21 protein-coding genes are annotated in these 25,552 nt (G+C 72.7%); 14 read left to right on the forward strand and 7 right to left on the reverse strand.

Going from position 1 to position 25,552, the window contains the following annotated elements:
* Positions 1–235: 235 nt before the first annotated feature.
* The 4 genes from JXZ78_RS01270 to JXZ78_RS01285 all read right to left on the reverse strand — a co-directional run bounded on the left by JXZ78_RS01270 (position 236) and on the right by JXZ78_RS01285 (position 6,545).
* Positions 236–1,456, reverse strand: coding sequence for an oxygenase MpaB family protein (locus JXZ78_RS01270; protein ID WP_050502368.1), 1,221 nt, complete (start codon positions 1,454–1,456; stop codon positions 236–238).
* Between the two features lie 46 nt (positions 1,457–1,502).
* Positions 1,503–2,576 carry a polyprenyl synthetase family protein gene (locus JXZ78_RS01275; protein ID WP_030019534.1) on the reverse strand — a complete coding sequence of 358 codons (1,074 nt, stop codon included), beginning with the start codon at positions 2,574–2,576 and terminating at the stop codon, positions 1,503–1,505.
* Positions 2,569–2,931 carry a polyprenyl synthetase gene (locus JXZ78_RS01280; protein ID WP_238782602.1) on the reverse strand — a complete coding sequence of 121 codons (363 nt, stop codon included), beginning with the start codon at positions 2,929–2,931 and terminating at the stop codon, positions 2,569–2,571. Before JXZ78_RS01280 ends, JXZ78_RS01275 begins: the two co-directional genes overlap by 8 nt.
* 299 nt (positions 2,932–3,230) lie before the next feature.
* Positions 3,231–6,545, reverse strand: coding sequence for an ATP-binding protein (locus JXZ78_RS01285; RefSeq protein ID WP_033037458.1), 3,315 nt, complete (start codon positions 6,543–6,545; stop codon positions 3,231–3,233).
* Between the two features lie 886 nt (positions 6,546–7,431).
* Between JXZ78_RS01285 and JXZ78_RS40620 the strand changes: the two genes are divergently transcribed.
* Positions 7,432–8,040, forward strand: coding sequence for a helix-turn-helix transcriptional regulator (locus JXZ78_RS40620; protein WP_157851540.1), 609 nt, complete (start codon positions 7,432–7,434; stop codon positions 8,038–8,040).
* Positions 8,041–8,056: 16 nt separating this feature from the next.
* Positions 8,057–8,602, forward strand: a complete 546-nt coding sequence (locus JXZ78_RS01295) for an NUDIX hydrolase (protein WP_238782603.1) — start codon at positions 8,057–8,059, stop codon at positions 8,600–8,602.
* Positions 8,603–8,660: 58 nt separating this feature from the next.
* Here JXZ78_RS01295 and JXZ78_RS01300 read toward each other — a convergent pair whose 3' ends face one another.
* Positions 8,661–9,911: an ATP-grasp domain-containing protein gene (locus JXZ78_RS01300; RefSeq protein ID WP_167745412.1), complete on the reverse strand. Its 1,251-nt coding sequence runs from the start codon at positions 9,909–9,911 to the stop codon at positions 8,661–8,663.
* Positions 9,912–10,499: 588 nt separating this feature from the next.
* Between JXZ78_RS01300 and JXZ78_RS01305 the strand changes: the two genes are divergently transcribed.
* The 12 genes from JXZ78_RS01305 (at position 10,500) to JXZ78_RS01360 (ending at position 23,408) form a co-directional block, all read left to right on the forward strand.
* Positions 10,500–11,294 carry a YqcI/YcgG family protein gene (locus tag JXZ78_RS01305; RefSeq protein ID WP_050502344.1) on the forward strand — a complete coding sequence of 265 codons (795 nt, stop codon included), beginning with the start codon at positions 10,500–10,502 and terminating at the stop codon, positions 11,292–11,294.
* Positions 11,291–12,166 (forward strand): nucleoside-diphosphate kinase, encoded by an 876-nt coding sequence (locus tag JXZ78_RS01310; protein ID WP_030019527.1) that lies wholly within the window; start codon positions 11,291–11,293, stop codon positions 12,164–12,166. Before JXZ78_RS01305 ends, JXZ78_RS01310 begins: the two co-directional genes overlap by 4 nt.
* Complete coding sequence (locus JXZ78_RS01315; RefSeq protein WP_030019526.1) at positions 12,163–13,191, forward strand: GNAT family N-acetyltransferase; 1,029 nt, start codon at positions 12,163–12,165, stop codon at positions 13,189–13,191. The genes JXZ78_RS01310 and JXZ78_RS01315 overlap by 4 nt, the downstream gene beginning before the upstream one ends.
* A gap of 75 nt (positions 13,192–13,266) precedes the next feature.
* Positions 13,267–14,634, forward strand: coding sequence for a helix-turn-helix domain-containing protein (locus JXZ78_RS01320; RefSeq protein ID WP_238782604.1), 1,368 nt, complete (start codon positions 13,267–13,269; stop codon positions 14,632–14,634).
* A gap of 1 nt (position 14,635) precedes the next feature.
* Positions 14,636–15,508, forward strand: a complete 873-nt coding sequence (locus tag JXZ78_RS01325; protein WP_030019524.1) for an isocitrate lyase/phosphoenolpyruvate mutase family protein — start codon at positions 14,636–14,638, stop codon at positions 15,506–15,508.
* The gene (gene aepY / locus JXZ78_RS01330; RefSeq protein WP_030019523.1) at positions 15,505–16,644 is read left to right on the forward strand and encodes a phosphonopyruvate decarboxylase; all 1,140 of its coding nucleotides are present in this window, start codon (positions 15,505–15,507) and stop codon (positions 16,642–16,644) included. Before JXZ78_RS01325 ends, aepY begins: the two co-directional genes overlap by 4 nt.
* Positions 16,641–17,849 (forward strand): phosphonoacetaldehyde reductase, encoded by a 1,209-nt coding sequence (locus JXZ78_RS01335; RefSeq protein WP_050502343.1) that lies wholly within the window; start codon positions 16,641–16,643, stop codon positions 17,847–17,849. The genes aepY and JXZ78_RS01335 overlap by 4 nt, the downstream gene beginning before the upstream one ends.
* Positions 17,846–18,892 carry a C-terminal binding protein gene (locus JXZ78_RS01340; protein ID WP_030019521.1) on the forward strand — a complete coding sequence of 349 codons (1,047 nt, stop codon included), beginning with the start codon at positions 17,846–17,848 and terminating at the stop codon, positions 18,890–18,892. Before JXZ78_RS01335 ends, JXZ78_RS01340 begins: the two co-directional genes overlap by 4 nt.
* Entirely contained in the window at positions 18,889–20,013 is a 1,125-nt protein-coding gene (locus JXZ78_RS01345) for a pyridoxal phosphate-dependent aminotransferase (protein WP_030019520.1), read from the forward strand. Before JXZ78_RS01340 ends, JXZ78_RS01345 begins: the two co-directional genes overlap by 4 nt.
* Positions 20,014–20,039: 26 nt before the next feature.
* Complete coding sequence (locus JXZ78_RS01350; protein ID WP_030019519.1) at positions 20,040–20,915, forward strand: nucleotidyltransferase domain-containing protein; 876 nt, start codon at positions 20,040–20,042, stop codon at positions 20,913–20,915.
* 63 nt (positions 20,916–20,978) lie between these two features.
* Positions 20,979–22,295 (forward strand): MFS transporter, encoded by a 1,317-nt coding sequence (locus JXZ78_RS01355; RefSeq protein ID WP_157851539.1) that lies wholly within the window; start codon positions 20,979–20,981, stop codon positions 22,293–22,295.
* Positions 22,296–22,337: 42 nt separating this feature from the next.
* A complete protein-coding gene (locus JXZ78_RS01360; RefSeq protein WP_050502341.1) occupies positions 22,338–23,408 on the forward strand; it encodes a GNAT family N-acetyltransferase in 1,071 nt (356 codons plus the stop codon).
* A gap of 78 nt (positions 23,409–23,486) precedes the next feature.
* Here the strand turns inward: JXZ78_RS01360 and JXZ78_RS01365 are convergent, their stop codons facing one another.
* Positions 23,487–24,749 (reverse strand): serine hydrolase domain-containing protein, encoded by a 1,263-nt coding sequence (locus tag JXZ78_RS01365; protein ID WP_238782605.1) that lies wholly within the window; start codon positions 24,747–24,749, stop codon positions 23,487–23,489.
* A 142-nt stretch (positions 24,750–24,891) separates the two neighbouring features.
* Positions 24,892–25,473, reverse strand: coding sequence for a hypothetical protein (locus tag JXZ78_RS01370; protein ID WP_238782606.1), 582 nt, complete (start codon positions 25,471–25,473; stop codon positions 24,892–24,894).
* Positions 25,474–25,552: the final 79 nt, after the last annotated feature.

The raw sequence follows: 25,552 nt of genomic DNA on the forward strand, positions 1-25,552 counted from the left end.
CGCCGTCCCCCGCGCCTCACCGGCCCATTTCCCGAAACACCTCGGCCACCCCGGAAGGCCGTCGTCCTCGCACTACGCCGGAGCCTGCCCGCTCCCGACGTCCGGTTGCGACCCTCAGGTGTGTCGGCAAGCGGAGGAGCGGGCAGGCTTCCTCGGTTGAGGACTTGGGCCGACCGCGCACCGACGCTGCTGCCAGGCTCCAAGCGATGACAGCACCGTCCTGTGCGCGCTCATGTCAGTTCGCTCCCACCGAGGTCGGAGCGGGCGGCACCCAGCGCTGGTTGCGTGCCTGCTGCGACCGCAGGCCGTAGTCGGACTTGAGTTCCTCGGGGATGGCGTACTGCATCACCCGGCCGCGGGTCAGGGAGGCGAGTTCGAAGCCGGAGACCAGGCTGCCCGCCTTGTCCAAGGCCCACTCCCCCAGCGGGCTGCTGTCCTCGATGGTTTCCAGCACGCCGAGGACCAGCGGCACGGCCTTGGCCGCCGTGTCCCACGGGCTCCGGGGGATCTGCAGCCAGCCGGCGATGGTGTCGCCCACGAGGTAGCGGATCGTGGCCGGCACGATCGGGTCGAACAGGGTGCCGGGGACGACGTCTTCGTACATCCGCATCAGCTGGTTGTTCAGCCGTACGCCCTCCTCCGAAGGCCCCAGGTTGCGCAGGAGGTAGAGGTCGGCGTAGGCCCGGGCCTCGGTGAGGTTGTCCGGCGCCGCCGCCATGTCGCAGCCCAGGATGGAGCCGACGACGCGCCAGGCGTAGTAGTACGCCTCCGCGCCCTCCTCGCTCATGTGGACACCGAGACGGTGCATCGCGTCCAGGACGAGGATCGAGAAGCAGATCTGCCCGCCGATCATGTCTTCCTGGCAGAGCGGCACTCCGTCCCGCTCGCTGTCCCACCGCCCGGACCGCGTCAGGTGGTGGCGCACCGCGGCGTGCAGCAGGCGCACCTTCTGGGCGGCCGGGATGAACTTGCTGCCCTCCTCGAAGGCGTTGGTCTGCATCAGGTACGTGACGAACTGCCCGGTGTTCGCCATCCGGCGCGACGGGTAGTCCATGGAGTGGGTGGAGGCCAGCAGTTCGGCCACGCGCGGAACGGCGTACGTGGCCGGCATGGCGGCGAAGGACAGGCCGGTGTTGATGTGCGCGGCGTTGTCCATGAAGAACAGCCGTGCCCGCTCCATGATGTCCCAGTCCACCCAGGCCGGAGGCATGCCGGTCGCTTCCAGGTAGGACGCCGCCGACTGCGGCAGGCCCTCCGGCAGCCGGTGTCCGGCGGTGGTGAAGAAGCGCATGAGGGTGTTGAAGTCCGACACCTCACCCCGTTCGAACATGGCCGCCACCGTCTCGTCGGCGAGCGGGTCGCCCTGGTTCCGCAGCTCGTCCAGCGTCGCTTCGGTGTATCGCGCGGTGGTCTCAGCGGCTTCAGCGGCCTCAGTGGTCCCCGTAGCCCCGGTGATTCCCTTGGTCTCAGCGGTCACGACATCCTCATCTCTCTCGTTGCCCTCACAGGGACCGGTCGGCCGCCGAAGCCGCCAGTGCGCCGAGCACCGAGCGGGCGTCCGCCGGCAGCGCTACGGAGTCCAGCGCCGCCCGGGACCGCGCGATCCGTTCCCCGATCATGTCCTCGACGCGCTGCCGCGCACCGCAGTGCTCCATCAGCTCCCGTACGGTCGCCGCGCCGTCCTCGTCCAGGCCCGGGCCGGCGGCCAGGGTCTTGGTCAGCAGCCGCCCGTCGTCCGGGGAGAGGAGGGAACGGGTCAGCGCGAGCAGGGCGGTGGGCTTTCTGTCCCGCAGGTCGTCCAGGTTCGACTTCCCGGTCCGGTCCGGGTCGCCGAAGGTGCCCAGCAGGTCGTCGCGGAGCTGGAAGGCTTCGCCCAGCGGCAGTCCGTATCCGGTGAAAGCGGCCAGTACGTCCCGGGAGGCGCCGCCGAGCGTGGCGCCCATGTGCAACGGCCGCTCCACGGTGTACTTGGCCGTCTTGTACCGGGCGACCTCCAGGGATTCGGCGACACCGGAGGCGCCGCCGGTGCGCAGGACTTCCAGGCACTCCCCCGCGACGGTCTCGCGCAGCAGCGCGGACCACAGGGGCACCGTCCGTGCCACGTAGGCGCCGGGCAGGCCGCAGGTCGCGAAGACCTTGCCCGCATACCCCATCAGCAGGTCGCCCAGCATCATCGCGAGCGCGGTGGAGCGGTCCTGGCGGCCCGCGCCGGGCCGCTCGTCCGCGGCTTCCCAGGTACGGACACCGCCCGCGGCGAAGGCGACATGTGCCGTCGGCAGGCCGTGTCGCAACCGGCTGTCGTCGATGATGTCGTCATGGGTGCACGCGGCCGCGTGCACCAGCTCCATGGCGGCCGCGGCCTTGATCACGCCGTCGCAGTCCGGCTGCCCGGCGGCCCGCCAGCCCCAGTAGAGGAAGGCGGCGCGCAGCCGCTTCCCGCTCGTCAGCGCACTGCGCAGTTGCTCGCAGACCGGGGCGAGTTCGCCGGACAGGCGCAGCAGCTCGGCTTCCTCCTCGTCGGCGAGCCGGCACAGGTACGCGTCGATGCGCCGCTTGAATCCCGCCGCGTCATGCATGGGCCGGCCCGGACACCTCGGCCGCCTCGGCCCGCTTCACCGCGCGGCACGCCATCACCTCGAGGTAGTTCTCGGTGTCCGGCGTGACCCGGCGGGACGCCAGTTCGCCGCGGGCCCGCAAATCGTTCACCCCGTCGGCGAAGAGCTCCCGCAGGTCCGAACGGCGCAGCAGCTGCTGGCCCCGGTCCGCGGCGCGACGCAGCCGTTCGAGTGCGACATCCGCGAGGCCCACGGCGAGCAGGGCCACGTCCTCCAGCCCGGCGGCGGGGTGCCGGCCGAACGGGCCGGCACCCTCGGGCTCGGTACCAGCGGACTCCGTACCCGCGGAATCGGTTCCCTTTTCCTGCTCCGGCATCTCCGGCACTCCCTCACTCCCGTTCCGATGCGATCTTCCGATCACCCAGGAGCTTCCAGTGAACCGATCCACGCCGCCGAAGACCGCCGTTCCGGCTGCCCACCCCCCGCCAGTGGTCCGCAATTCCTACGATGGAGTGACGATCACCCCGTCAGGCGGACGGCGGCGGCCCTGATCCCGTACAACACGTCCGGACCGCCGAAGTCAGGTACTCCGGTGGGCTTTTCCGTCATGCCGGTGGGCCTTTCCGTCACGCCGGTGGGCCTTTTCGTGCTTCGGCCGGGCGTCCGCCGTCGCCCTCATCCCCCCGTGACCGCCTCCGCCGCGGTGCGTCCCAGCAGGGTGTGCAGGAGTCTGGTGGCCGGCAGGGAGGAGTGGAGGTAGACGTGTTCGTTGCGGTGTTCCACGGCGGTCAGGAGAGCGCGGAAGGTGGCCTCGGCCTCCTCGGTACGGCCTGCGTGCTGCTGGGCCTGGCCCAGCAGGCCCAGGTGGAGCGGGTGGCGCAAGTACGTTCTGCTGCTGCGCAGTTCGGTAAGGGAGACGTGCATGAGGCCGAGGCCTTCGTCCTCCTGGCCCGAGTGGGTCAGGCCCCAGCCCTTCAGTACGCCGAGCAGGGCCTTCCAGTAGAGCAGTCCGTGTTCGCCTGCCAGCCGTACGCCCTCCGCGCCCGAGGAGCGGGCCGTTGCCGCGTCGCCCTCCCAGGCGGCCACCACCGCGTCCGCGTACAGGGCGAAGCACCGGTCCGAGGGGCGGCTCTCGAACTTGGTCAGGCGCAGCAGCTCCCGTCGGCGCGTTCCGGCGGTGCGCCGGTTGCCCAGCAGCCAGTGGGTGAAGGCGTTGTAGGAACGGCAGGAGACGCGCGGGTCGTGCTGGAAGGTGCGGGCCAGGGCGTGCCCCTCCCCGGCGAAACGATCCGCCATGGCGACCGCGTACTCCAGCTCGCTGAGCGCCTCGGTCAGCCGGCCGCGTACGTGCAGCACGATGCCCTCGCCGTACGCCGCGCCCAGGCATCCCACCGGCGCACCGGTGGACTCCCGCATCTCCCGCAGCAGCCCGGAGAACTGCCGCGAGTCCTCGTAACGGCCGGTGACCAGGTACGCCGCGCACAGCGCCCACAGGACCGAGGGGTCCTCGGGGGCATGGGTGACCGCGCTCAGCGCCCGGCCGTGGGTCAATTCCGACTCGGCCTCCGGGTGGCCGTAGCCACGTGTGGTCGCCAGTACTTGGCCCAGCTGGATGCGCAGTTGCTGCTCCAGCCGGACTGCCGACGGGTCGTCGGGGCAGAGCAGGCCCACCAGGTGCAGTGCCCGGCGCAGCCACATCTCCACCTGCTCGTAGGCCCATTGCTGTTCGGCCTGTTCGGCGGCGCGCAGCAGTCTGGGAAGAGCGCGCTCGACGGGGACGGCGTCCTTGGCCTGCCACGAGTGGTCGGCGACCCGCTCGATCTCTTCCCGCCCGGCCCGTCCCCGGGCGCACAGCGCCTCGGCGACCCGGGCGTGCAGCCGCTGCCGGTCCTCGGAGGGCAGCTCCTCGATGAGCGTCTCCCGTACCAGGGCGTGGGCGAAGTGCAGCCGGCCCGGGTGGTGCGGGTCCTCGGCGAGCAGGCCCGCGCGGATCGCCGTCTCCAGCGCGGCGGGAACCGGTTCGCCGGCCGGGACGGAGCGTCTCAGCAGGTCGGTGTCGACCTCGGTACCGATGACGGCGCACACCCGCAGGACGCGCAGCACCGGCTCGGGAAGGGCGTCGAACCGCTGGTGCAGCGCGTCCCGCACACCGGTCGGGACGCGGGCCAGGAGTACGGCGACCGCGTCGGACCGGTGCAGGCTGCGCGCGTCCCCGAGAAGTGAGAGCAGCTGCATGACGAAGTACGGGTTGCCCTCGCTCCGCCGGTGCAGCACCTCCACGACCTCCGGGTCCACGCCCGGCCCGGCCTGGGCGTCCACGAGCGCGGCGACGGCCTGCCGGGACAGCCCTCCCAGGCGCAGGGTCTCCGTCCGCGGTCCGCGCAGGACTTCGGAGAGGGTGCGGCGGAGCGAGTCGTCCGACTCGGCTTCGAACTCGCGGGCGGTCAGCACGATGCCGAGCGGTTGGCCCTGCCGGCGGGTGCTCAGCAGCCTGAGCAGTTCCAGCGAGGCGGTGTCGGCCCACTGCAGGTCTTCCAGGAACAGGACGAACGGGCTCTGCCGGGCCAGGGTGAGCAGGACCTCGCACACCGCGTCGTGGGTGAGGAAACGTGCCTGGCCCCAGTCGGATTCCGCGCCGGTCCCGTCGGGGCCGTCGGCCGCCGGGCGTTCGGGCAGGAGGGGGGTGAGCAGGGCGCCGAAGGGCTGGGCGACCCGGGAGAACGCGTCGGCGCGGGTGAGGGCGAGCCGCCGCAGGACCTGGGTCCACAGCCAGTAGGGCGGGACGCCCTCGCCGGGGAAGCAGTGGCCCCACACCACTTCGGGACCGCCGTCCGCTTCGAGACGTGCCGCGAGTTCGAGGAGCAGCCGGGTCTTGCCGACGCCGGCGGGGCCCAGGACGGCGGCCACGGGCCCGTGGCCGACCAGGGCGCTCGCCGCGGCGGCCGTCAGGCGGTGCAGTTCCTGGCCGCGCCCGGTGAACGGGGACGGGGCGGCGGTGCCGCCGACGGGCTCCTCGCGGGTGCCGCCGACGGGCTCCTCGCGCCGTTCGGGCGCCCGGGGTGTGCCCGTGTGACCGTCGGCCGCCGCACCGTGCCCGCGCCCTTCGGTCTCCGGGTGCCCGGCCGGGTACGCCGGCCGCTCCGCCTCGGCGGGCCCCGCCCCGGGGCCGCGGAGCGTGCTCGCCGCCTCGTGCGGCGGCGGTTCCTTGCCCACCCAGTCCGGGCGGTGGGCGGGCGGGCCCTCCAGTCCGGTGCCGTGCGCCTCCGGGTCCTGGCGGAGGATCGACGTGCGGACCCGGCGGAGTTCGGACGTCGTGCCGACCCCGAAGTCTTCGGCCAGGTGGTGGCGGGTCCGCTCATACACCTCCAGGGCCTCCGCCTGGCGCCCCAGCCGCGACAGCGCCGTCATCAGATGGCCGACCAGACGCTCGCGCGCGGGGTGGCGGCGGGCCTCGGCTTCGAGGCCCGCCGCCACTTCCTCGGCCGCCCCCAGCGCCAACTGGGCTTCCGCGCCGGCCTCCACCGCCGAGAGCCGGAGCTGTTCCAGCCGGTTCGTCTCGTCGTTCAGCGAGGGGTGCGCGTCGAACTCCGCGTACGGCGAGCCGCGCCACAGGCCGAGCGCGGTGGTGAGCCGGTCGCGGGCGCCGCCCGGGTCACCGGCTTCGAGCAGGCGCCGCCCCTCGGTCACCAGGTGCTCGAACCGGAATACGTCGATCTCCTGCGGGTCCAGCTCCAGTACGTACCCCGGCGAGCGGTGGCGCAGGAGTGGCGCGCGCTCGGGGGCGGCCGCGGGGTCGAGGGCGCGGCGCAGGTGCGAGACGTAGCTCTGCAGGGTGGCGACCGCGTGGCGCGGCGGCTCCTGGCCCCACAGCTCCTCGACGAGCAGTTCGGTGGGCACCACCCGGCCCAGGCGGACGAGCAGCAGCGCGAGAAGGGCCCGCTGGCGCGGTGGTCCGAGCGGCCGGTCACGCCCCTCGTGCCGTACGGACATGGTGCCCAGAACACTCAGCCGGGGAACGTCGGCACCCTCGCTCCGTAAAGGACTCGCTATGGGGGGTTCGGGCATCTCGTTCTCAATCGTTCTCGCGCCGGGCGGCGCTTGAAAAGAGGGCCGGCACCTCGCGGCCGGCCTGAAATCGGATCTTGGCACAGAAAAAGGCATCCTCCAAGATCACCGACGGGTCTCCGGCAAGTGAAGGACAAGCAAACGACAAGGAACGCACAGGGATTCCGGCAGCGACGCGGCGCCCACCTCAAGACACCGACAAGGAACCGCCAACATCCCGACCAGTCTGTCGCAAGGAACGTGCCGCACGATGACCGGCGCAGAAACCGTGGGTGAGCAAGCGGAGGAGTGCCTTCCTCCGGCCGGCTCCTGACGGAACTTCCACGGACCGCAGTCGGCACGAGGGGAAGGCGAGCAATGCAGCGGACAACAGCAGGGGCAGCCCCGACGTGAGTGCTCACGCGGCGGGCCCACCGGCCTGCGCGTACGCCACGCCGCGGGTCGCCGCGTCGCATTCCTCCCGGGACACCCCGTCCCTCCCATGAGCAGCTCGACAAGGAACGGAGCCCGTCCGGCGTGTCCCCGCACCGCCCGGACGACCCTCACCAGGGCCCGCCCCCGGCGCGGCCGTGCAAGGTACGGAAGGCAAGACAAGATGCAACAAACGCTCCCATCGGGCTCGCCGGCACCGTCGCACAGCGGTGCCCGGCCAGACCCGGAATCACCCACCCGCCGACCGGCCCGCGCGATGGCGGTCCCGCCGCCCGACGGCCGGTCGTCCCGAGTCGCCGGTGCGACCCACCTCGCGGCTCTGCGGCCCCCCACCGACCGGGGCGACAGGCCCGCCGGTACGGAGCGGAGCACGGACCCGGTGAGCGTGGTCGTGCTGGCGGACGACCCCATCACCCTCGACGGCACGGTCGCCTTCTTGCGGAGCAACCCGCTGATCTCGGTCGTCGGCGACGACCGGCTGCGGGAGGCGGACGTCGTCCTGATCCTGGTGTCACCCGAGGGGACCGACGAGGCGCTCGCCCGGCTGGGGCAGCGGGACGCCTGGCAACGGCCCTCCCAGCGGCTGATCCTGGTCGCGGACTCGATGTCGGAGTACCAGCTGATGCGCGCCGTGGCGCACGGTCTGACGGACGTACTGCCGCGGGCCCAGAGCGATCTGGGCGCGATCGCGGACGCCGTCTGCGACCGACGGCAGCGCACCGGGGTGGCCGATTCGCTGGTCACGCTGCTGCACCACCTCCAGCGCGACATCCTGGAGCCGCACCGGCTGAACGCGGCCGGCTTCGACACGCGGGAGATGAACATCCTGCGGATGCTCGCCGACGGCTGGAGCACCGGCGAGGTGGCCAAGGAACTCGGGTACTCCGAGCGCACCATCAAGAACGCGATCCATACGATGCTGGCCAGGCTGGGACTGCGCAACCGCACACACGCCGTTGCCCATGCCATCCGTTCCGGCACGGTCTGAGAGGAAGCTGAACCGAGTGGTGGAAGAAATCGTGGCCCTCTACGCCGAGGGTGATCTGAGCGGGCGTGTCGTCGGCTCGGCGCCCCGGAGCAGGATGCGCGCGGAGAACCTGCCGCACTGCGCGACGCAGGTGCTGCTGCGCGACCCGGAGGGCCGGGTGTACGTGCACCGCCGTACCGACACCAAGGACGTCTACCCGGGCATGCACGACGCCTGGGCCGGCGGTGTGGTGGCCGCCGGGGAGGACCCGGACGAGACCGCCGAGCGGGAGGTGACGGAGGAACTCGGCGTCCGCGGCTGCCCGGTGCGTCCCTGCTTCCGTTACTGGTTCGCCGACGACCACGCCAACTACCTGGCCTGCGTGTACGTGGCCGAGTACGACCCGGACCTGCACGGCCCGGTGGTGCACCAGGCGAGCGAGGTCGCCGAGGGCTGGTGGATGACCTGGGAGGAGCTGACGGCGCGCCTGGCCGACCCGGAGTGGCCGTTCGTGCCGGACGGACGGGCCGGGCTGGAGCGGTACGCCCGGTACCTGGAGGAGCAGCCGGCGGCGCGCGGCTGACGTGACCGAGCGGCCCGGCGCGGTGTCCCGACGGCACCGCGCCGGGCCGCGCGGCGCCCTACAGCGGTTCCGCCGCCGTGGGAATGCTGATGCGCTCGGCCAGCGCCGCGAGTCTGGACATGACCTGCGCCTCGGTGTCGCCGCGCACCGAGACGATGGCCGCCGCGTCGCTGTACCTGGCCGGCGGGGCCAGCAGATCACCCTCCCGCACCAGGATCTGCGCTTCGGTGATCCACGGTTCGTCGGGCACCTCCGGGGTGCGCAGGACCCGGCCGGGCTCGGCGTACAGGGCCGTGAAGCCGGTCAGGTGGGAGTCGGGGGCCGGGACGTGCGGCACGCTGCCCTCCAACTGGGCCCGCAGCATCACTTCGTCGAGGTTGGCCCCGGTACGTGACCGGAAGCCGGCGAGGATGCCCCCTCCCCCGGCCCGCGCCGCGATCTCGCAGAACACGGGGCCCGAGGGGGACATGAACACCTCGTGGTGCGCCACCCCGGTGAAGCCCGGGTACGCGGCGAGCACGGCCCGGTCGAACGCGAGCAGCGCGTCGAGCAGCGGGCCGTCGGGCACGGCGACGTCACGGCAGGGCTCCAGCCGCCGGTAGGACATGGTGCTGTCCACGTACCGGCCGGCCACCGCCGACGTGACGTGCGCGTCCTGCACCACGCTGTCGACGTGGTACAGCTGCCCGTCGACGAACTCCTCGACCTCGAACTCCGCCAGCCGGCCGGCGTGGTCCCGTACGAACCGGTCGAGCCCGGCGACGTCGTCCAGCAGGTGGATCTCGCTGGAACCGGCGCCGAGCCGCGGCTTGACGACCACGCGGCGGTACTTGTCCAGCAGCGCCAGCGCGGCCTCCCGGGAGAACGGGGCGAAGTCCGGCACCGCGATGCCGTGGTCGCGCAGATGCTCCTTCATCCGCACCTTGTCGCGGAAGAGCAGCGCCTGCCCGACCCGCTGGCCGGGGATGCCCAGCTCTTCGCGCAGCTCGGCGGCGGGCAGCAGGAAGCGTTCGGTGACCGCCACCAGGCGGTCCGCCGGCCGGCCGCCCCAGCGGTGCTGGAAGCGGACCGCCTCGGCGAACGGCGCGGGCTCGACACCGGGCACACCGACGACGGACGCCAGCTCGGCGCCCACGGCCTCACCGGTCCGCTCCAGTGCGGTGACCAGCCGTACCTCCCAGCGGTCCGCGGGCAGGAAGGGACGGCCGTCCGGGCCTCGGTACGAGGAATAGCCGAGGCGGTCGAGCAAAATGACCGGCTGCTTTTCCTGGGGCGCCGCCGGTGCATTCCCCGTGATTTGCGATGTCATTGCACAACCTTTTTCGGCTCGATGCCCTGTCGTGTGGGCCGGTTGCCCGGACGCCGTCTGCCCGTGGTGGTAACAACGTGGTCGGAGCAACCTGGTCCGGGACATGTCCCGGGGGCTCGGCGGACTCTCGTCAATGTCCGGTACCGGCGTCGGCCGGGTGTTCGTCGGCTGCTGTGCGGATGAGCCAAAACCCTAGTCACGATGGCGCTGGTGAAAAGGGCCGGCGGCCGATCCGGGACCAACGGGCAGCGTGCGCTGCCCTTGTGTACCCGAGTCGCGTACCGCTCGTTGCGGCGCGGCGCCGCTGGTCATGGCGGTGGTGGCGATCAGTACCGTACGCGTACGCGCGAGGGACGGGGTATTCGCGGTGGCGTCAGATTTCCCTGACAGGCAGTTGGTCTTCCCTCTAGCAAATCCTTTGGGGAAGTGAAGTCTTGACAGTCCCGAGTGAGCGCTGTTGTGATTGTTCTGCGCGGCGAGCCCCGCCCCAGCACCTCTCTTTCGACCTTCGGGCGGCGCGGCTCGCAGTATTCTCCAACGACCCTTTCGGAGCGTTCTTTGGAAAGCTATCTATGGAGGGACTCCGAGGTGTCGCGCTCCGGTTCCGGCGACGAGCCTTTCGGCTGGGTCCCGGAAGCGCACAGCGTCTTCACCGAGCGGATTCTCGCCGAAGAGCCGCCCTATCCCTGTTACTTCGGGACGCAGGGCCAGCAGCGCGGCAACAACTCCTTCAGCGCCGTCGACACCCGCTACCCGGACACCCACGGCCCGGCCGCGCTCGCCCGGTCCCTGCGGGCCTACCGGCAGCGGGCCTGGCAGGGGCCGAAGCGGCAGACCCTCATCGTCTTCGTGGGTCCGGCCGTTCCCGGAGCGGAACTCGCGGACGACCACCGGCGGTTCTGGACGCTGCTGGACGAACTGCGGGCGTACGACACCGAGCCCTGGCCGGCCGACGTGCCCGCCGACCCCTCCGACCCCCGCTGGCAGTGGTGCTTCGACGGCGAGCCGTGGTTCATCTTCGCCGCGAGCCCCGCCTACAAGGACCGCCGCAGCCGTGACCTCGGACCGTGCCTGACCCTGGTCTTCCAGGTCCGGCGGGTCTTCGAGGGCATCGGCGGCAGCACGGTGGCCGGCAAGGCCGCCAAGCGCCGGGTCCGGGAGGGCCTGGCGCGCTACGACCGGATCGGCCCCCACCCCACCCTCGGTGACGGCGACACCTCCACCGACTTCAAGTGGCGGCAGTACACGCTGCCGGACGACGACAGCGTCGCCGCCCCCGACGCCTGTCCGGTGCGGCACCACGCCGCCGCCCCTGTCCTGCCGGAGCGGAACGCCGTCGACGGCTCCGCCTTACCGCAACCCCACGAAAGGCAGCGTCCGTGACTGCTGAAGACTTCTGGTCCCGACACGTGTTCGTCCTGCTGAGCTCCGACATCGTCCACCGGGGCCGGCACGGCGACCTGGTGCGGCGGTTGCGGGACGAGGGCTTCCCCCCGGTGGCGGCCCGTGCCCTCCAGGCCGACCCGGAGCTGATCGACGACCTGTACTCGGACCTCATCGCGGGCCAGTGGCAGACCTGGCGCTACCGTCTGGTGGACGCCGTCCTCGGGCTCGGCCCCACCGTCGCCCTGATCTGCCGCTGCGACGGCCGGCACGCCGAACTCGCCAAGCTCAAGGGCTACCAGCACCCGACCGACGCCGAACTGGGCACGCTGCGCCGCGACTTCGACGCCATCAACAGCGCCATGAGCGTGATGCACAGCTCCGACGGTCCGGAGGACTCCGAGCGGGAGGCCGCGGTCTTCGGTCTGACTCCGGAGCACGCGGGCGATCCGGAGCAGGTCGCCGCCGAGATCGACCAGCTGTGCCGGCTGAACACGCCGGGCAACCCGGAGACCCGCGACTTCGAGCAGGTCCTGGCCTCGGTGCGCACCCGGCTGGTGGGCGCGCTGTGGGAGGAGCTGCCCGCGGCCGTACGGCAGCAGATCACCGCCGAGTTCGCCGACACGTCCCAGCTGGGCCTGCCCGGCGCCGGTGACCGGCTGGCCGCCGTCCTCGGCGACCGGCTCTCCGCCGACCTGGCCGACGTGGTGCGCTGCGACTTCACCCCGAAGTGGCGCGATGAGCTGCGGATGGCCTGGGCGGAGGAGCGGCTGCGCCGGGCGGGCGTGACCCTGGACGAGTGGGAGCGTGTGGTGCTCGGCTCGTCGTTGCACTTCCCGCCCCTGCGGGCGAGCGTGGAAGCGGCCAGGTGATCGGCACCCGTACCGCCTCCTGGACCGTGTCGGTCGCCGACTCGGTCCAGGAGGTGGGCCGCCGGTCCTGGACCTCGCTGGTGGAGGCGTGCGGTGCGCCCGTCTTCTACAGCTACGACTTCCTGTGCAGCGTGGAGAAGCTGCCGCTCACCTCGCCGTCCCGCGCCCGCTACCTGGTGGCACGCGAGGAGGCGGCCGGTGAACCGGTCGCGGTGCTGCCGGTGTATCTCCAGCACACCCGTGACCCGTTCGCCTCGGGCCCGGGGTCCGACGCTCTGCTCACGGTGCTGATGGGGCATGTGTGGCACTGCTACGACACCGTGCTGCCCAGTCGCGTACCGCTGACCGCCCCTCTGGTGGAGACGTTCTGGACCGCGCTGGGTGAACTGGCCGACAGCTGCGACGTGGACCTCTGGGGGCTGGCCAATGTGGCCGCCGACGGCGAACTGGCCCGTCTGCTCACGGAGACCGGCGTGGCGACCGAGTCCACCGTGCCGCGCTACCGCCTGCCCCTCACCGGCGGTCCCGCGACCCTGGACGAGCACCTCACCACCGTGAGCCGCCCCTCCCGCCGCACCCTGCGCCAGTTCGCGCGGCGGGCCCGCGACGCCGGTGCCAAAATCACCCTGCGCCAGGGGTCCGAAGCACTCGACCAGGACGTACTGGACCTGTGTGAGGCCACCGCGGACAAGCACGCCCCCGGCTACTACCCGCCGGAGCGGCTGGCCGCCCTGGTGAACGCCCTCGGCCCCGACTGCGGCATCCTGCGCGTGGATCTGGACGGCGTACTGCTCGCCGTCTCCCTGTGCCTGTACGACCGCACCCGGATGCACGCCTGGGCGGGCGGCTGTCTGTACCCGCGGGAACTCAACTGGAGCCCGCAGTACGTGCTGTTCGCGGCCGAACTGGAGGCCGGTATGGCCTCCGGGCGGCAGGTCCTCGAATGCGGCCGCCGCAACGACGAGTTCAAGACCCGTTACGGCCTGCACGCCCAGCCGCTGGTCCGTGCCGCCGTGCGCCGCTGACCCCGCGCACCCGCCCGGCCCCGCCGCGGGGCACCCCCGCCCCCGCGCACGCAAACGTCAGAGGAAAGGCCCACCATGTCCGTACCGGACCCTGCCTTCGACCGGCGGGCGGCAGCGCTGCTGCGCGCCGCCGCCAACGATCTCAAGCGCGACGACACCGCCGCCGAGGCCGACCTCGGCCTCGCCCCCGGCACCTTCGCCGGTCTCACCAGCGGTGCGCAGCCCGTCGACCTGGCCCTGCTGGGCCGTGCGGCCGAAGTCTGGCCGCTCAACGAGCGCGACCTGCTGCCCGGCCACGACGACACCTCCCGGCGGGTCCGGGTGATGCGGGCCAAGGAGTCGGAGGCGTCCTCGCGGGTGCTGGCCCGCGGCGGCGACGACTACTACGAGTACCGCGACACCGCGATGTCCCGCGTGGCCTCGTACCGCCCCGAGTGGATCCGCATGCTCCAGCCGGTGGACGACAACGATGCCGACAACCCGGCCGTCCGCTGGAACCGCGGTCATCTGCTCTACCAGTTCACCTACTTCGTCGGCCCCGTGAACTACTACTACCGGTGGCAGGACCGCAGTGTCTGCGTGCCGATGGAGACCGGGGACTCGGTGTGGGGGCTGCCGTTCGCCCCGCACTCCTTCACCGCGCGGTCCACCGACGAACCGGCGTACATCCTGGCCCTCACCTACGGCGGTGACCTGGTCGGGGACGCCCAGCGCGAACTGGCCATCCTCGGCAACGCCGCCGCCCACCGGGCCAAGCTGTCCACCGAAGCCGGGCCGGCCGCGCTGCTGCGCTCCTTCCTGGAGGCCAGGGCGGTCACCGTCGAGGAGCTGGCACGCCGCAGCGGGCTGCCCGCCGGGCACCTGGCGGCGCTGGTCGCCGGGGACCGGCCGCCGTCCGACGCCGAGCGGGCCGCGCTGGCGGAGGCCCTCGGCGTCTCCGAGCGCGACCTGCTGCCGCCGAGCACCCGCACGGACGGCGGTGTGGTCGTCCAGCGGTCCGCGACCGCGCACCGCTGGAACTACCCGGCGGACGCCCCCGCCTACCGCTTCACCCAGCTCGCCGGTGACGCCTCGCACCCGCACACCACGGCGCTGGAGACCGAGGTGCTGGCCCGCTCCGCCGACGACACCGCCTGGCTCTCCACCTACCAGCACAGCTACCTCTACGTGCTCGGCGACCAGCCCGTGCGGCTGCGCTGGGAGGCCGACGGGGAGCAGTACGACGAGGAACTGCAGCCCGGCGACTCCGCCTACGTCATGCCGGAGGTCCCGCTCTCCCTCGTCCGCGCGGACCCGCAGGCGGCCCCCGCCCGCGTACTGCTGCTGCGCATCGCGGGAGCCGTGCTGCCCGAGGTGCGGTACGCCCTCGGCGCCATGCCCGACGGCGGGATCGAGCGCTATGTCAACGAAGACCGGCTCTGGTACAGCAAGGAAGGCAACTGACATGTCTGAGAACACCACCACGAACAAGTCCGCACTGCTGCGTGAGCTGCTCGCCGGCCCCCGGCCGGTGGCCGCGGTGGGCGCGCACGACGGGCTCAGCGCCAAGCTGGTGGAGCAGGCGGGCTTCGACGCCGTCTGGTGCTCCAGCTTCGAGGTGTCGGCCAGTTACGGCCTGCCGGACGCCAGCCTGGTGACGATGACGCAGTTCCTGGCGGCCGCCGAGGCGATGGACGCGATCATCGACATCCCGGTGATCGCCGACTGCGACACCGGGTTCGGCGGGCCGCTCAACGTGGCGTTCGCCGTGGAGCGGTACGAGCGGGCCGGCATCGCGGCGATGTGCATCGAGGACAAGCTGTTTCCGAAGATCAACAGCTTCGCGGACGCCGGTCAGGACCTGCTGCCCACCAAGGAGTTCGCCCTCAAGATCGAGGCCGGCAAGCAGACGCAGAAGGACGAGCGGTTCCTGCTGATCGCCCGTACGGAGGCGCTCATCTCGGGCCAGGGCGTACCCGAGGCGCTGGAGCGCGCCCACGCGTACGCGGACGCCGGTGCGGACGCCGTGCTGGTCCACAGCAAGAGCCGCCGCCCGGACGACATCCTGGAACTCGGCGACGCCTGGGACCGCGACGTACCGCTGGTCGCGGTGCCCACCACCTACGCCTCGGTGGAGGAGAAGGCCCTGTTCGACGCGGGCTACCGCCTGGTCATCTACGCGAACCAGGGCATGCGCGCCGCGGTGAAGAGCGTGCGCGAGGTGCTCGGCAAGCTGCGCGCCGAGGGCCGCGCCGAGGCCGTGGACGCCGACATCGCCACCATGCCGGAGATCTTCGCGCTGCAGGGCATGACCGCGGCCTTCCGGACCGCGCCGTGACCACGACCTCCAAGGCGTTCGTCACCGCGCTCGAAAACCATGACATCGGTCTGGTCGCCGGAGTGCCCTGCTCGTACTTCGGCGGCCCCATCAGCGAGCTGGGCCACTGGCCCGGTATCCACTACGTACCGTCCGCCAACGAGGGCACCGCGCTGGCCACCGCGGCCGGCAGCCGGCTGGCCGGGCGGCCGGCCGCCGTGATCGCCCAGAACTCCGGCTTCGGCAATCTCGTCAACCCGCTGACCTCGCTGGTCCTGCCTTACCGGATCCCGGTGCTGGTGTTCGTCAGCATGCGCGGCTGGCCCAAGGCCTCCAGCGGCGAGCCCCAGCACCACTGGATGGGCCGCGTCGTGCCGGACTGGCTGGACTCCCTCGACGTACCGCACCGGATGCTCCTGCCGGACGGGCCGGGCCTCGACGAGGTCCTGGAGAAGACCCGGCCGGTCCTCGCCTCCGGGCGGCCGGCGTTCGTCCTGGTGGCCAAGGGGGCGGTGCAGGACGAGAAGGTGGCCGGTACGCCGGACGCGGGGACACGGCCCGCCGACGGCGGCCTGCCCGACCGCGACGACCTGGTGAAGGCCGTGCTCGCCGAGGTCGGCCCGGAGTTCGTCTTCTCCACCACCGGCTATCTGTCCCGCTCGCTGTTCAACCATGGCGACCGGCCGCGCAACTTCTACATGCAGGGTTCGATGGGCCATGTGGCCTCGCTGGCCCTGGGTTCCGCCCTGGCCCGCCCGTCGGAACGGTTCGTGGTGCTCGACGGTGACGGCTCGGTGCTGATGCACATGGGAGCGCTCACCACGGTGGGGCACTTCGCGCCGCCGAACCTGGTGCACGTGCTGTTCGACAACCAGGTCTACGACTCCACCGGCGGGCAGGCCACCACCGCGAGCACCACCGAGTTCGACACCATCGCCCGGGGCAGCGGCTACCGGCGGGTGCGGTACGTGGACTCCACGGCGGCGGTGCGGCCCGCGATCCAGGACGCCTTCCGCGCCGAAGGGCCCACGCTCCTGGTGGTCCGCGGCCGGGCGGGCGGCGCGACGGGCGAACGGGCCTCCGGGGCCGTCACCGTCCCCGAGATCGCGCGCCGGTTCAGCGCGGAACTGACCGCGGGGCAGGTGCCGTTGTCGTGACCGGTACGGTTCCCCCCGCGGCCGTCGCCGGACTGCGACGGCTGCCAGGACACCCCGCCGCGTTCTTCGGGACCGGCGCCGCGGCACGGCTCAACGCCGTGCTGGCCGGCGCCGGCGCCCGGCGCGTGCTGCTCGTGCACGGGCCGTCGTACGCCACCGGCGCGGCGGCCCGCCTCACCCGGGCCGGCCGGGCCGGGTACGAGGTGCACCACTTCGGCGACGTACGGCCCAATCCGGAGCTCGGCCACATCGAGGAGGCGGTACGGGTCATCCGCCGGCTGCGCCCCGACGCCGTCGTCGGCATCGGCGGCGGCAGCAGCATGGACGTGGCCAAGGCCGCCTCCGTGCTCGCCGCCCAGGACGCGGACCCGGCGGAGTGTCTCGGCACGCCGGACCCGGTCTTCCGGAAGCGCCCGGGACGGCTGGTCCTGATGCCCACCACCGCCGGTTCGGGCAGCGAACTCACCCGGTTCGCCACCCTGTACCGGGACGGCCGCAAGCTGTCCCTGGACACGGACGGGGCCCGGGCCGACGTGGTCCTGGTGGATCCCGAGCTGACCGCGACCGTGCCGGTGCCGACGACGGTGGCCGGCGCGCTCGACGCCTTCAGCCAGGCCGTGGAGTCCTCCTGGGCCCGCACCGCCACCCCGCAGTCCCTGGAGTGGGCCGAGGAGGCGCTGCACGCCCTCCTCCCCGCGCTGCGGCAGCTGGCCGACACGGGACGGCCGGCCGAGGTACGGCACGACCTGTCCCTGGGCGCTGCCCTCGCCGGGGCGGCCATCGACGTCACCCGTACGACCGCGGCCCACGCCCTGTCGTACGCGCTGACCAGCCGGCTCGGCCTGCCGCACGGTGTGGCCGTGGCCCTGCACCTGCGCTGGCTCATCGGCCGGCACGCCGCGGCGACCTCCCGGGAGTGCCCGCCGCCCGGTGTCCGCGTCCTGCACGGGCGGGTCGCCGAGATCCGCCGGATGGTACGGGCGCACACCGGCCGGGAGCCGGAAGAACTGCTCGCGGACCTCCTGGAGGCCGGCGGCTACCCCGCCGATCTCGCCGACCTCGCCCTGCCGGCCGACGACTGGGCCGGCGTGGTGGCCGAGGCGCTGCACTCCGGCCGGGCCGTGAACAACCCCTGCACGCTCACCCCCGAAGACGTCCTCGGCCGGTTCGTCCGGCCCTCACTGACGGAAGGCGCCGCGCGATGAACGCACAGCGTGTCCTGTACACCGACCCCGCCTGGCTGGTCGCCGACGGCCGGCAGGACCTCTCCCTGGCCACCGTCGAGCGCGATGTCCTGGGCGACAAGGTCGAACTGCTCACCGCTCCGCACGAGGACGGCCGCTACGTCCTGACCGACGACCGGCTGCTGGAACGCGCCGCCGGAGCCGACGCCCTGGTGGTGTACCGCTGCCAGGTCACCGACGCCCTGCTGGACGCGGCGGGCGACAGGCTGCGGGTCGTGGTCCGGCAGGGCGTGGGCGTGGACAACCTCAACGCCGACCTGCTCGCGGAGCGCGGCCTGCCCGGCTTCAACGTGCCCGACTACTGCGTGGACGAGGTCGCCGTGCACACCTCGGCGCTCGCCCTCGCCCTGGAACGGCACGTGGTGCCGCAGCACGTGACCCTGGCCGGCGGCACCTTCGACATCTACGCCGGTGGCGCGCCGCGCCGCGTCAGCCGCCGCACCCTGGGCATCGTCGGCTTCGGCCGGATCGGCCGGGCCGTCGCCCGCAAGCTCGGCACCTTCTACGGCCAGGTGCTGGTGTACGACCCCTACATCGGCCGGGACCTCGCCGAGGGCTACGGCGCCCGCACCGTCGACACGCTGGAAGAACTCCTCGCCGAGTCCGACCTGGTGACGCTGCACTGCCCGCTCACCCCCGGCACCGAAGGCCTGATCGGCGAGGCCGAGCTGCGGGCCATGAAGTCCGACGCCTTCCTGGTCAACGCGGCCCGGGGCAAGCTCATCGACCCGGAGGCGCTCGGCAAGGCGCTGGACGAGGGCGCGATCGCCGGAGCCGGACTGGACGTCTTCGCCCCGGAGAACCCGCACCAGGACCCGCGCTGGAAGCCGGTGCTCGACCACCCGCACTCCGTCTTCACCAGCCACCGGGCCTTCCTGTCCGAGGAGGCGGAGGCCAGCAGCCGCCGGCGGGTCGCCGAACTCGTCCGGGACGCTCTCGCCGGTGACCCGGCCCTGCTCGCCGGCCGGGTGGGCCGCGTACTGCCCGACGGAGCCGCCCGATGACCACACTCGCTCCCACCGCCGTCACCGACCAGAGCGGCAACGTGGTGGTCCTCTCCACCGGCGACATCCGCGTCGCCCAGCACGAGCCGGGGGCCGTACCCGCCGCCCGCCGCGCGGACCAGCCCTACCGCTCCCCCGCCGGCGACCTGGCGCTCCGCGAGGCCATCACCGCCTACGCGGCGGACGGCGGGACCGCGGGGTTCGGCCCGGACCAGGTGGTGGTCACCCCCGGTGCCCGGCAGGCGATCTTCACCGCCCTGCTGTCCGTCCTGCGCGGCGACCGCCGGGAGGTGCTGCTCCCGACGCCGTACTGGGCCAGCTTCCCCCGGCTCGTCGAGATGGCCGGCGGGACGCCGGTGCCCGTGCCCACGGAGCCCGGCCAGGGCGCTCCGTCCCTGGAGGCGCTGGCGCGGCTGACGACCGGGCGCACCGCCATGCTGATCCTCAACTCCCCCCGCAACCCCGACGGCGCGGTGGTCTCCGACGAGGAGCTGCGCGGTATCACCGAGTGGACGGCGGAGCGCGGGCTGACCCTGCTGTTCGACCAGGTGTACCGGGGTGTCGCGCTGTACGAGGAGCCGGCGCCCTCCGTGACCCAGCTCTACCCGGAACTGCCGGGCCACGTGGTGCTCACCGACGGGGTCACCAAGAGCCACGCGCTGGCGGGCCTGCGGCTCGGCTGGGCCGTGGCCGGGCCCGACACCGCCGGCCGGATCACGGCCACCGCCTCCCACCTCATCGGCGGTGCCAGCGGAGTGGTCCAGGACATCGCGCAGCAGGTGCTGACCACCGGGGAGCCCGGACGCCGGGAGCTCGGCGCCCGGCTCGCGACCCACCTCGACCTGGCCCTCGACGCCTTCGCCGGCATCCCCGGAGTGCGCTGCGCCCGCCCGGCGGGCGGCATCTTCCTCTTCCCCGACCTGCGCGGCTGGCTGGCCGACAGCGCCCCGCCGCAGGCACGGGAGGACATCGTCGGCTGGCTGCGCGCCCGGCACGAGGTGGCGGTGGTCGACGGCGCGGCCTTCGGCGCCCCCGGCCATCTGCGGCTCTCCTTCGCACTGCCCGCCGACCAGCTCAAGGACGGCCTGCACCGGCTGCGTACGGCCCTCACCCGCCCCTGACCTCCGAGCAGAAGCGAGCCACCACCATGGACCCTGCCCTTCTGGACGCCCTCCCCCACGCGGTACAGGCCGCACTCGGCCGGCAAGGCGCCACCCACGAGCGCATCGCCGCTCTGGTGGACGACCGGCCCGGCGACGTGGTCATGCTGGCCGGTTCCTACGCGACCGGCGAGGCCAACCCGACCTCGGACCTGGACATCCTCGTCCTGATGTCCGGACCGGGTGCGCGTGGGGTGCCCGGCACCACCAACCATCCCTCGATCTTCGGGGACAGCTTCGACGGCATGGCGGGCGACTTGATGGTCAACATCGAGTACGTCAGCGAGGACGCGATCGCCCTGGTGCAGCAGGCCGTACGGCCGGCCACCGGCGGCGAACTGCCCGACCTGGCCAACCTCCAGGGCCTGGAACTGCGGCTGGTCCAGCGGGTCAGCACGGGCCGGCCGCTGTCCAACGCCGACCGCCTGGACGAGATCAGGAAGGGCATCGACGCGGACCTCGTGCGCGCCTCGGCGGCGGCACTGGCCTTCGTCGACACGATGAGCCTCCTGGCCGACACCACGGTGCTCCCGTCCCCGGCCCGGGAACTGATGTGCCGCGGCGCCGCCGAAGCGCTTCTCACCTCCGGTCTCAACGCCTTCGGCCGGATCACGTACGGCACCAAGCACCTGCTGTCCAGGTCGGCGACCGCCGCCCAACTCTCCGGCGCGCCCGCGCTGTTCGCCCAGTGCGACAAGGTGCTCTTCGCCGACCGGCTGCCGCAGGAGGAGGCGCTGCCCTGGCTGCTCGACCTCGCGGAGGAGCTGTTCCGCGCGTTCGGCGACGAGCGGTGCGCGCCCGGCATCCAGCCGCTCCTCGAACCGTTCCGGCCCCAGTGGGCCTGGTCGGGCCGGGCCTTCTAGGTCCGGTCGGCCTTCTGTCCCGAATCGTGCTGTCCCGAATCGTTTCTACCTAGGGAGTCCCCCGTGAGCTCCGCTCCCCAGTCACACCGGGGAATCATGGCCCAGCCGGCGTTCCGCCGCTTCTGGGCGGCCCGGACGCTGTCCCTGGTCGGCGACTACGCCTTCCGCATCGCTTTCGCCACCCACCTCATCACCGTGACCGGTTCGGCGTCGGTGCTCGCCGCCGCCACCGCCGCGCTGCTGGTGCCCTCGCTGCTGTTCTACCTGGTCGGTGGGGCGGTGGGAGACCGGACCAAGGCGCGGCGGCGGGTCCTGGTGGTGTGCGACGTGGCGCGGGTGGTCGTCCTGCTGCTGATCGCCGCCGCCACGTACTGGACGACCAGCGCGCTGCTCCTGGTGGCGCTCTCGTTGCTCATCGGGATCGCCGACGGCTTCTTCATGCCGGTCTCGTTCTCGTACATGCTGGAGATCACGTCGCGGGACAAGCTGGTCTCCGCGAACTCCGCGCTGTCGGTCAGCATGCAGTTCGGGCTGATCGGCGGGCCGCTGATCGGCGGTCTGCTGGTGGGGTTCGTCGGGGCGCCCGCCACGTTCGCCTTCGACGCGCTGACCTTCCTGTTCTCCGGGATCCTGCTGATGGTCCGGCCGAAGGGCGTGACCGGCGCCCGGCCGGTGACCACCGGAGAAGCGGCCGACGAGCCGCGTCAGCCGATGGGCGAGCAACTGCGCCGCTTCGGCAGGGACATCGTGGAGGCGCTGCACTACGTACGGGGCGTGCCCTGGCTGCTGATTTTTCTGGGCGTCGGCGCGCTGGTGAACGCCGTCTTCGCCGGTGTGCTCGACGTACCGATTCCGCTGATCATGTCCCCGGAGGGCACCAGCCAGGCCCAGTCACTCGGTGTCTTCTACGCGCTGGAGGGCGTCGGCGCGCTGATCGGCGCCGTGATCCTGATGCGGCTCACGGTCAAGCGGCTGGGCACCAGCATGTTCGCGATGCTGCTGATGATGGCGGCGGCGCTGACCGCCGTCGGATTCTTCGGCGGAGGCGTCCCGGCGCTGGCCCTCGCCCTGCTGTACGGCATCGGGCTGCACGTCTTCAACTCCCTCTACCCGAGCCTGCTCCAGGACCGGGTGCCGGAGAACCTCACCAGCCGGGTGGGCAGCCTGTCGTTCCTCGGGTTCGACGGCCTGATCCCGCTGGGCACGCTGCTGATGGGCCCGCTGGTGACCACCATGGACGCACAGGGCGCGGCCATGGTGGCCGGCGCGGCGGCCGTCCTGCTCAGTCTCGCGGCGCTGCTCGCCCCCAGCATCCGGGGCCTGAAGGCCGAGCCGCCGGCCGGCGTCCCCGCGGCCGAGCCCGACCTGGCCCCCCGCTGACCCGTCCGCGAGGACCGGCCCACGACCGAACGAAGGAGAGGAATGCCCCGCACCGAGATCTCCGCGCACTTCGACGCCGCACGCTGGGGCCGGCTGCACCCCGGCTCCGCGGTGCAGAGCGCCTGCTGGATCGACATCATGCTCAGTCGGCTGCCCGGAAAGCCCCTGATGGTGCTGCACGAGGACGACGACGGTGCCGCGCTCGGCTTCGTGGGCGCGGTGGTCGGGGAGCCGGGCGCCTACGAGGCGTACAACCCGTGGACGATCCTGCGCGCCGACCCCGAAGTATTCCCCGCCGCGCACGCCGACGGGCCGGTGGCCCCGCAGCTCGGCGGCGCGGCGGAGGACATGCTCCCCAGCGTGGTGCTGTCCGCCCCCGGCTACCTCGGTGACCCGGTCGGTCCGGCCGGCCGGCACCCGGACGCGGTACGCGACTGTCTGTCCGCGGTGCTGGACCACGCGCGGGACGCCGGGCTGGCGACGGTGTGCGTGCTCTACACCACCCCCGAAGGCGCCGCCGTGCTCGACCCGGTGACCACGGCGCTCGGCGGCGCGAGCTTCGATCTGACCTCCAGGTCGGTGCTGGAGATCGGCTGGGCGGACTGGGACGACTACCACTCGGGGCCGCGCAACCGGCGGCGGGCCGAGATCCTGCGGCAGCTGCGCCGGCTGGCCGAGGCCGGGGGCGAAGTGGTCCGCGAGGATCCGCGGCCCCGGTTCGACGAGGTGGTGGCCGCGCGCTGCTGCCTGCTGCGCCACTACGGCCAGCCCGCGGACGAGGACAGCGAACGGCGCAGGCTGCGCGCCCTGATCGAGGCGTTCGGCGACGACCTCGTGCTGTACTCGGTCGTCCGCGAGGGCCGCCTCCTGGCCCACGCGCTGTTCGTCGCCCAGGACCGCATCCTGCAGAACATCTACGCCGGCACCACCGAGGAGGGCCGCGCCACACCGTACGCGCACCTGGCGGCCACGTACTACGCGCCGCTGATGTACGTCACCGGCAAGGAGTTCGACCGGATCGACTACGGCGTGGGCCACGAGACGACCAAGCGTCTGCGCGGCTGTCTCGTCGTGCCGCTGCGCGGTCACCTGCTGCCGGTGTCCGGGCGGTGACGGGCGGGCCGGGCGACGTGTCGGCGGCCGCCCGGCCCGCCGAGGGCTGCCTGTGCCACTGCCGCCGGACTTCGAGCACTACCGTCCGTGGTTCTCAGGGGGCGTCGTGCCCGGCGCCCTGCCACAGAATTCCGCTTCCCCGACGTCCTCGTACCGCTGCACGGTCTGCCGCGTCAGCCAGTCACCGTTGACGTTGAAGGCGAGCAGGTGCCGGCCCCCCACGGTGCCGTAGGCGTGCGTCAGGGAACCGTGCAGGCTTCCGTCGTGGCCCCAGACCGTCACGCCGCAGGACAGTTCGCGGCCCATGAGCCCGAGTCCGTACCGGTCGGGGAGGGCTTCTTCCGGCAGGCGTACCGCGTGCAGCATGGCCCGCATCTGTGCCGCCGGCAGCAGGTCGCCGCGCAGCAGTGCGGCCAGGAAGCGGGCGATGTCCCCGGTGGTGCTCACGATGTCGGCCGACCCGGCCCACATGGTGGTGTTGTAGTCCGTCGCGTCGTGGATCGCGGCGTGCGGGTCCTGGACGTAGAGCGTGGAGTACGCGACGGGGCGCGGGCCGGGCAGCGTGGGGTCGGTGCCGGGAAAGGACGTCTCGCGCAGCCGCAGCGGGCGCAGGATGCGGCGTTCGATCTCGTGGCGGTAGGAGTGGCCGGTCACCTTTTCGACGATCATTCCGGCGACGAGGTAGTTGGTGTTGGAGTACGCCCAGCCCTTGCCCGGCGCGAACAGCGGCCGGTGCCGGAGCGCGGCACGCAGTACGTCGTCGGGAGCGAACGTGTCGTAGCGGTGTCTGAGGAAGCCCGCGCCGGTGTAGCGCTCCTTCAGCGCGGCGTCGTCGCTGAAGTTGTAGAGCCCGCTGGTCTGCTGGAGCACCTGGCGTACGGATATCCGGCGGCCGTCGTTGCCGTTGCCGCGGATCGCGCCCGGGAGCCACCGGTCCACGCTGTCGCCGAGGCCGAGTCTCCCCTCGGCTTCGAGTTGCAGGACGACGGTGGCGAGAAAGGTCTTGGTGACGCTGGCGGCCCGGAAGTGGTCGGCGGCGCTGCGCTCCCGTCCGGTGCCGAGGTCGGCGACTCCGGCCGTGCCGTTCCACACTCCGTGCTCGTCGCGTGCTTGGGCGGCCACGCCGGGCAGGCGGACCTCGGCCACCAACCGGCCCAGGGCCCGGCGGGTCGACGGGTGCTCCGCGGATGCCTGGTGGCCGGGCTCCGCGGCCTGTGCCGGTCCCGTCAGAGCGGTCACGCCGAGGACGAAGGACACCGCCGTACCCGCGCAGCGGCGGAAGCGACGGGCACGGTGTGCGGGGGAACGAGGGGCACGGTCCTGCATACGGGGCCTCGGCATACGGGGTCTCCTCCCCGACCGCACGCGACGGCGCCCGGCGGGGCGTCGGCTCGCCTGTTCCAGGAGCCGCGCGTGTCTCGGCAAGCAACAGTCGGCCGAGCATAATCGGCGCCACCGTGCGTGTCCTGCGGGAGACTTGGATTCAGCCCCGGGCCCTGCCGCGAGCCCGGTCGAAGGCCCATGCCCCCAACCCCACCAGCACCGCCGCCCCGGCCGCGTACACCGGCAGCCAGAGGGTCGTGGTGGCGGACAGGCAGTCGGCCACGGCGGCCTGACTGTTGACGTCCTGGGCGTGCGCCAGGGCGGCGCCGTCGCGGCCGGCCAGGCCGGCCAGCGCCGCCTCGGTGCGGATGCTTTCGTAGCTGCCCAGCGCGGGGCACCGGTCACGGGTGCCCGGCATCGGGAACAGCCAGGCCCAGCGCTGCATCATGGGGGCCAGGGTGATCGCCGCGCACAGGCCGACGACCAGCGAGAACGCCGTCAGGTTCGCGATGTACGCGCGGCGGAGGCCGGGGGCCCACGGCGGCAGCCGGTAGAAGGAGAGGATCACCGCGAGCAGCGTCACGCCGACGTACGTGGCGAACCACTGCCACGAACCCTGCGCGAGGGCGGCCGTCAGCACGGCGGCGAGCCCGATGCCGATGACTCCCGACCCGCCGGGGACGGTGTGGACCGCGCCGGCGGGTGCCGGACTCCGGTCTCCTCGGCGGCTGGGGTCGTCCACGGCTCCTCCTGCCTGGTCCGGACACCGGACCAGCATCCCGGCGCACCGCACCGGCACGCCGCCGCCATGCCGGGCCGGT

The sequence above is a fragment of the Streptomyces monomycini genome, assembly GCF_022271435.1.
Taxonomy (GTDB): domain Bacteria; phylum Actinomycetota; class Actinomycetes; order Streptomycetales; family Streptomycetaceae; genus Streptomyces; species Streptomyces monomycini.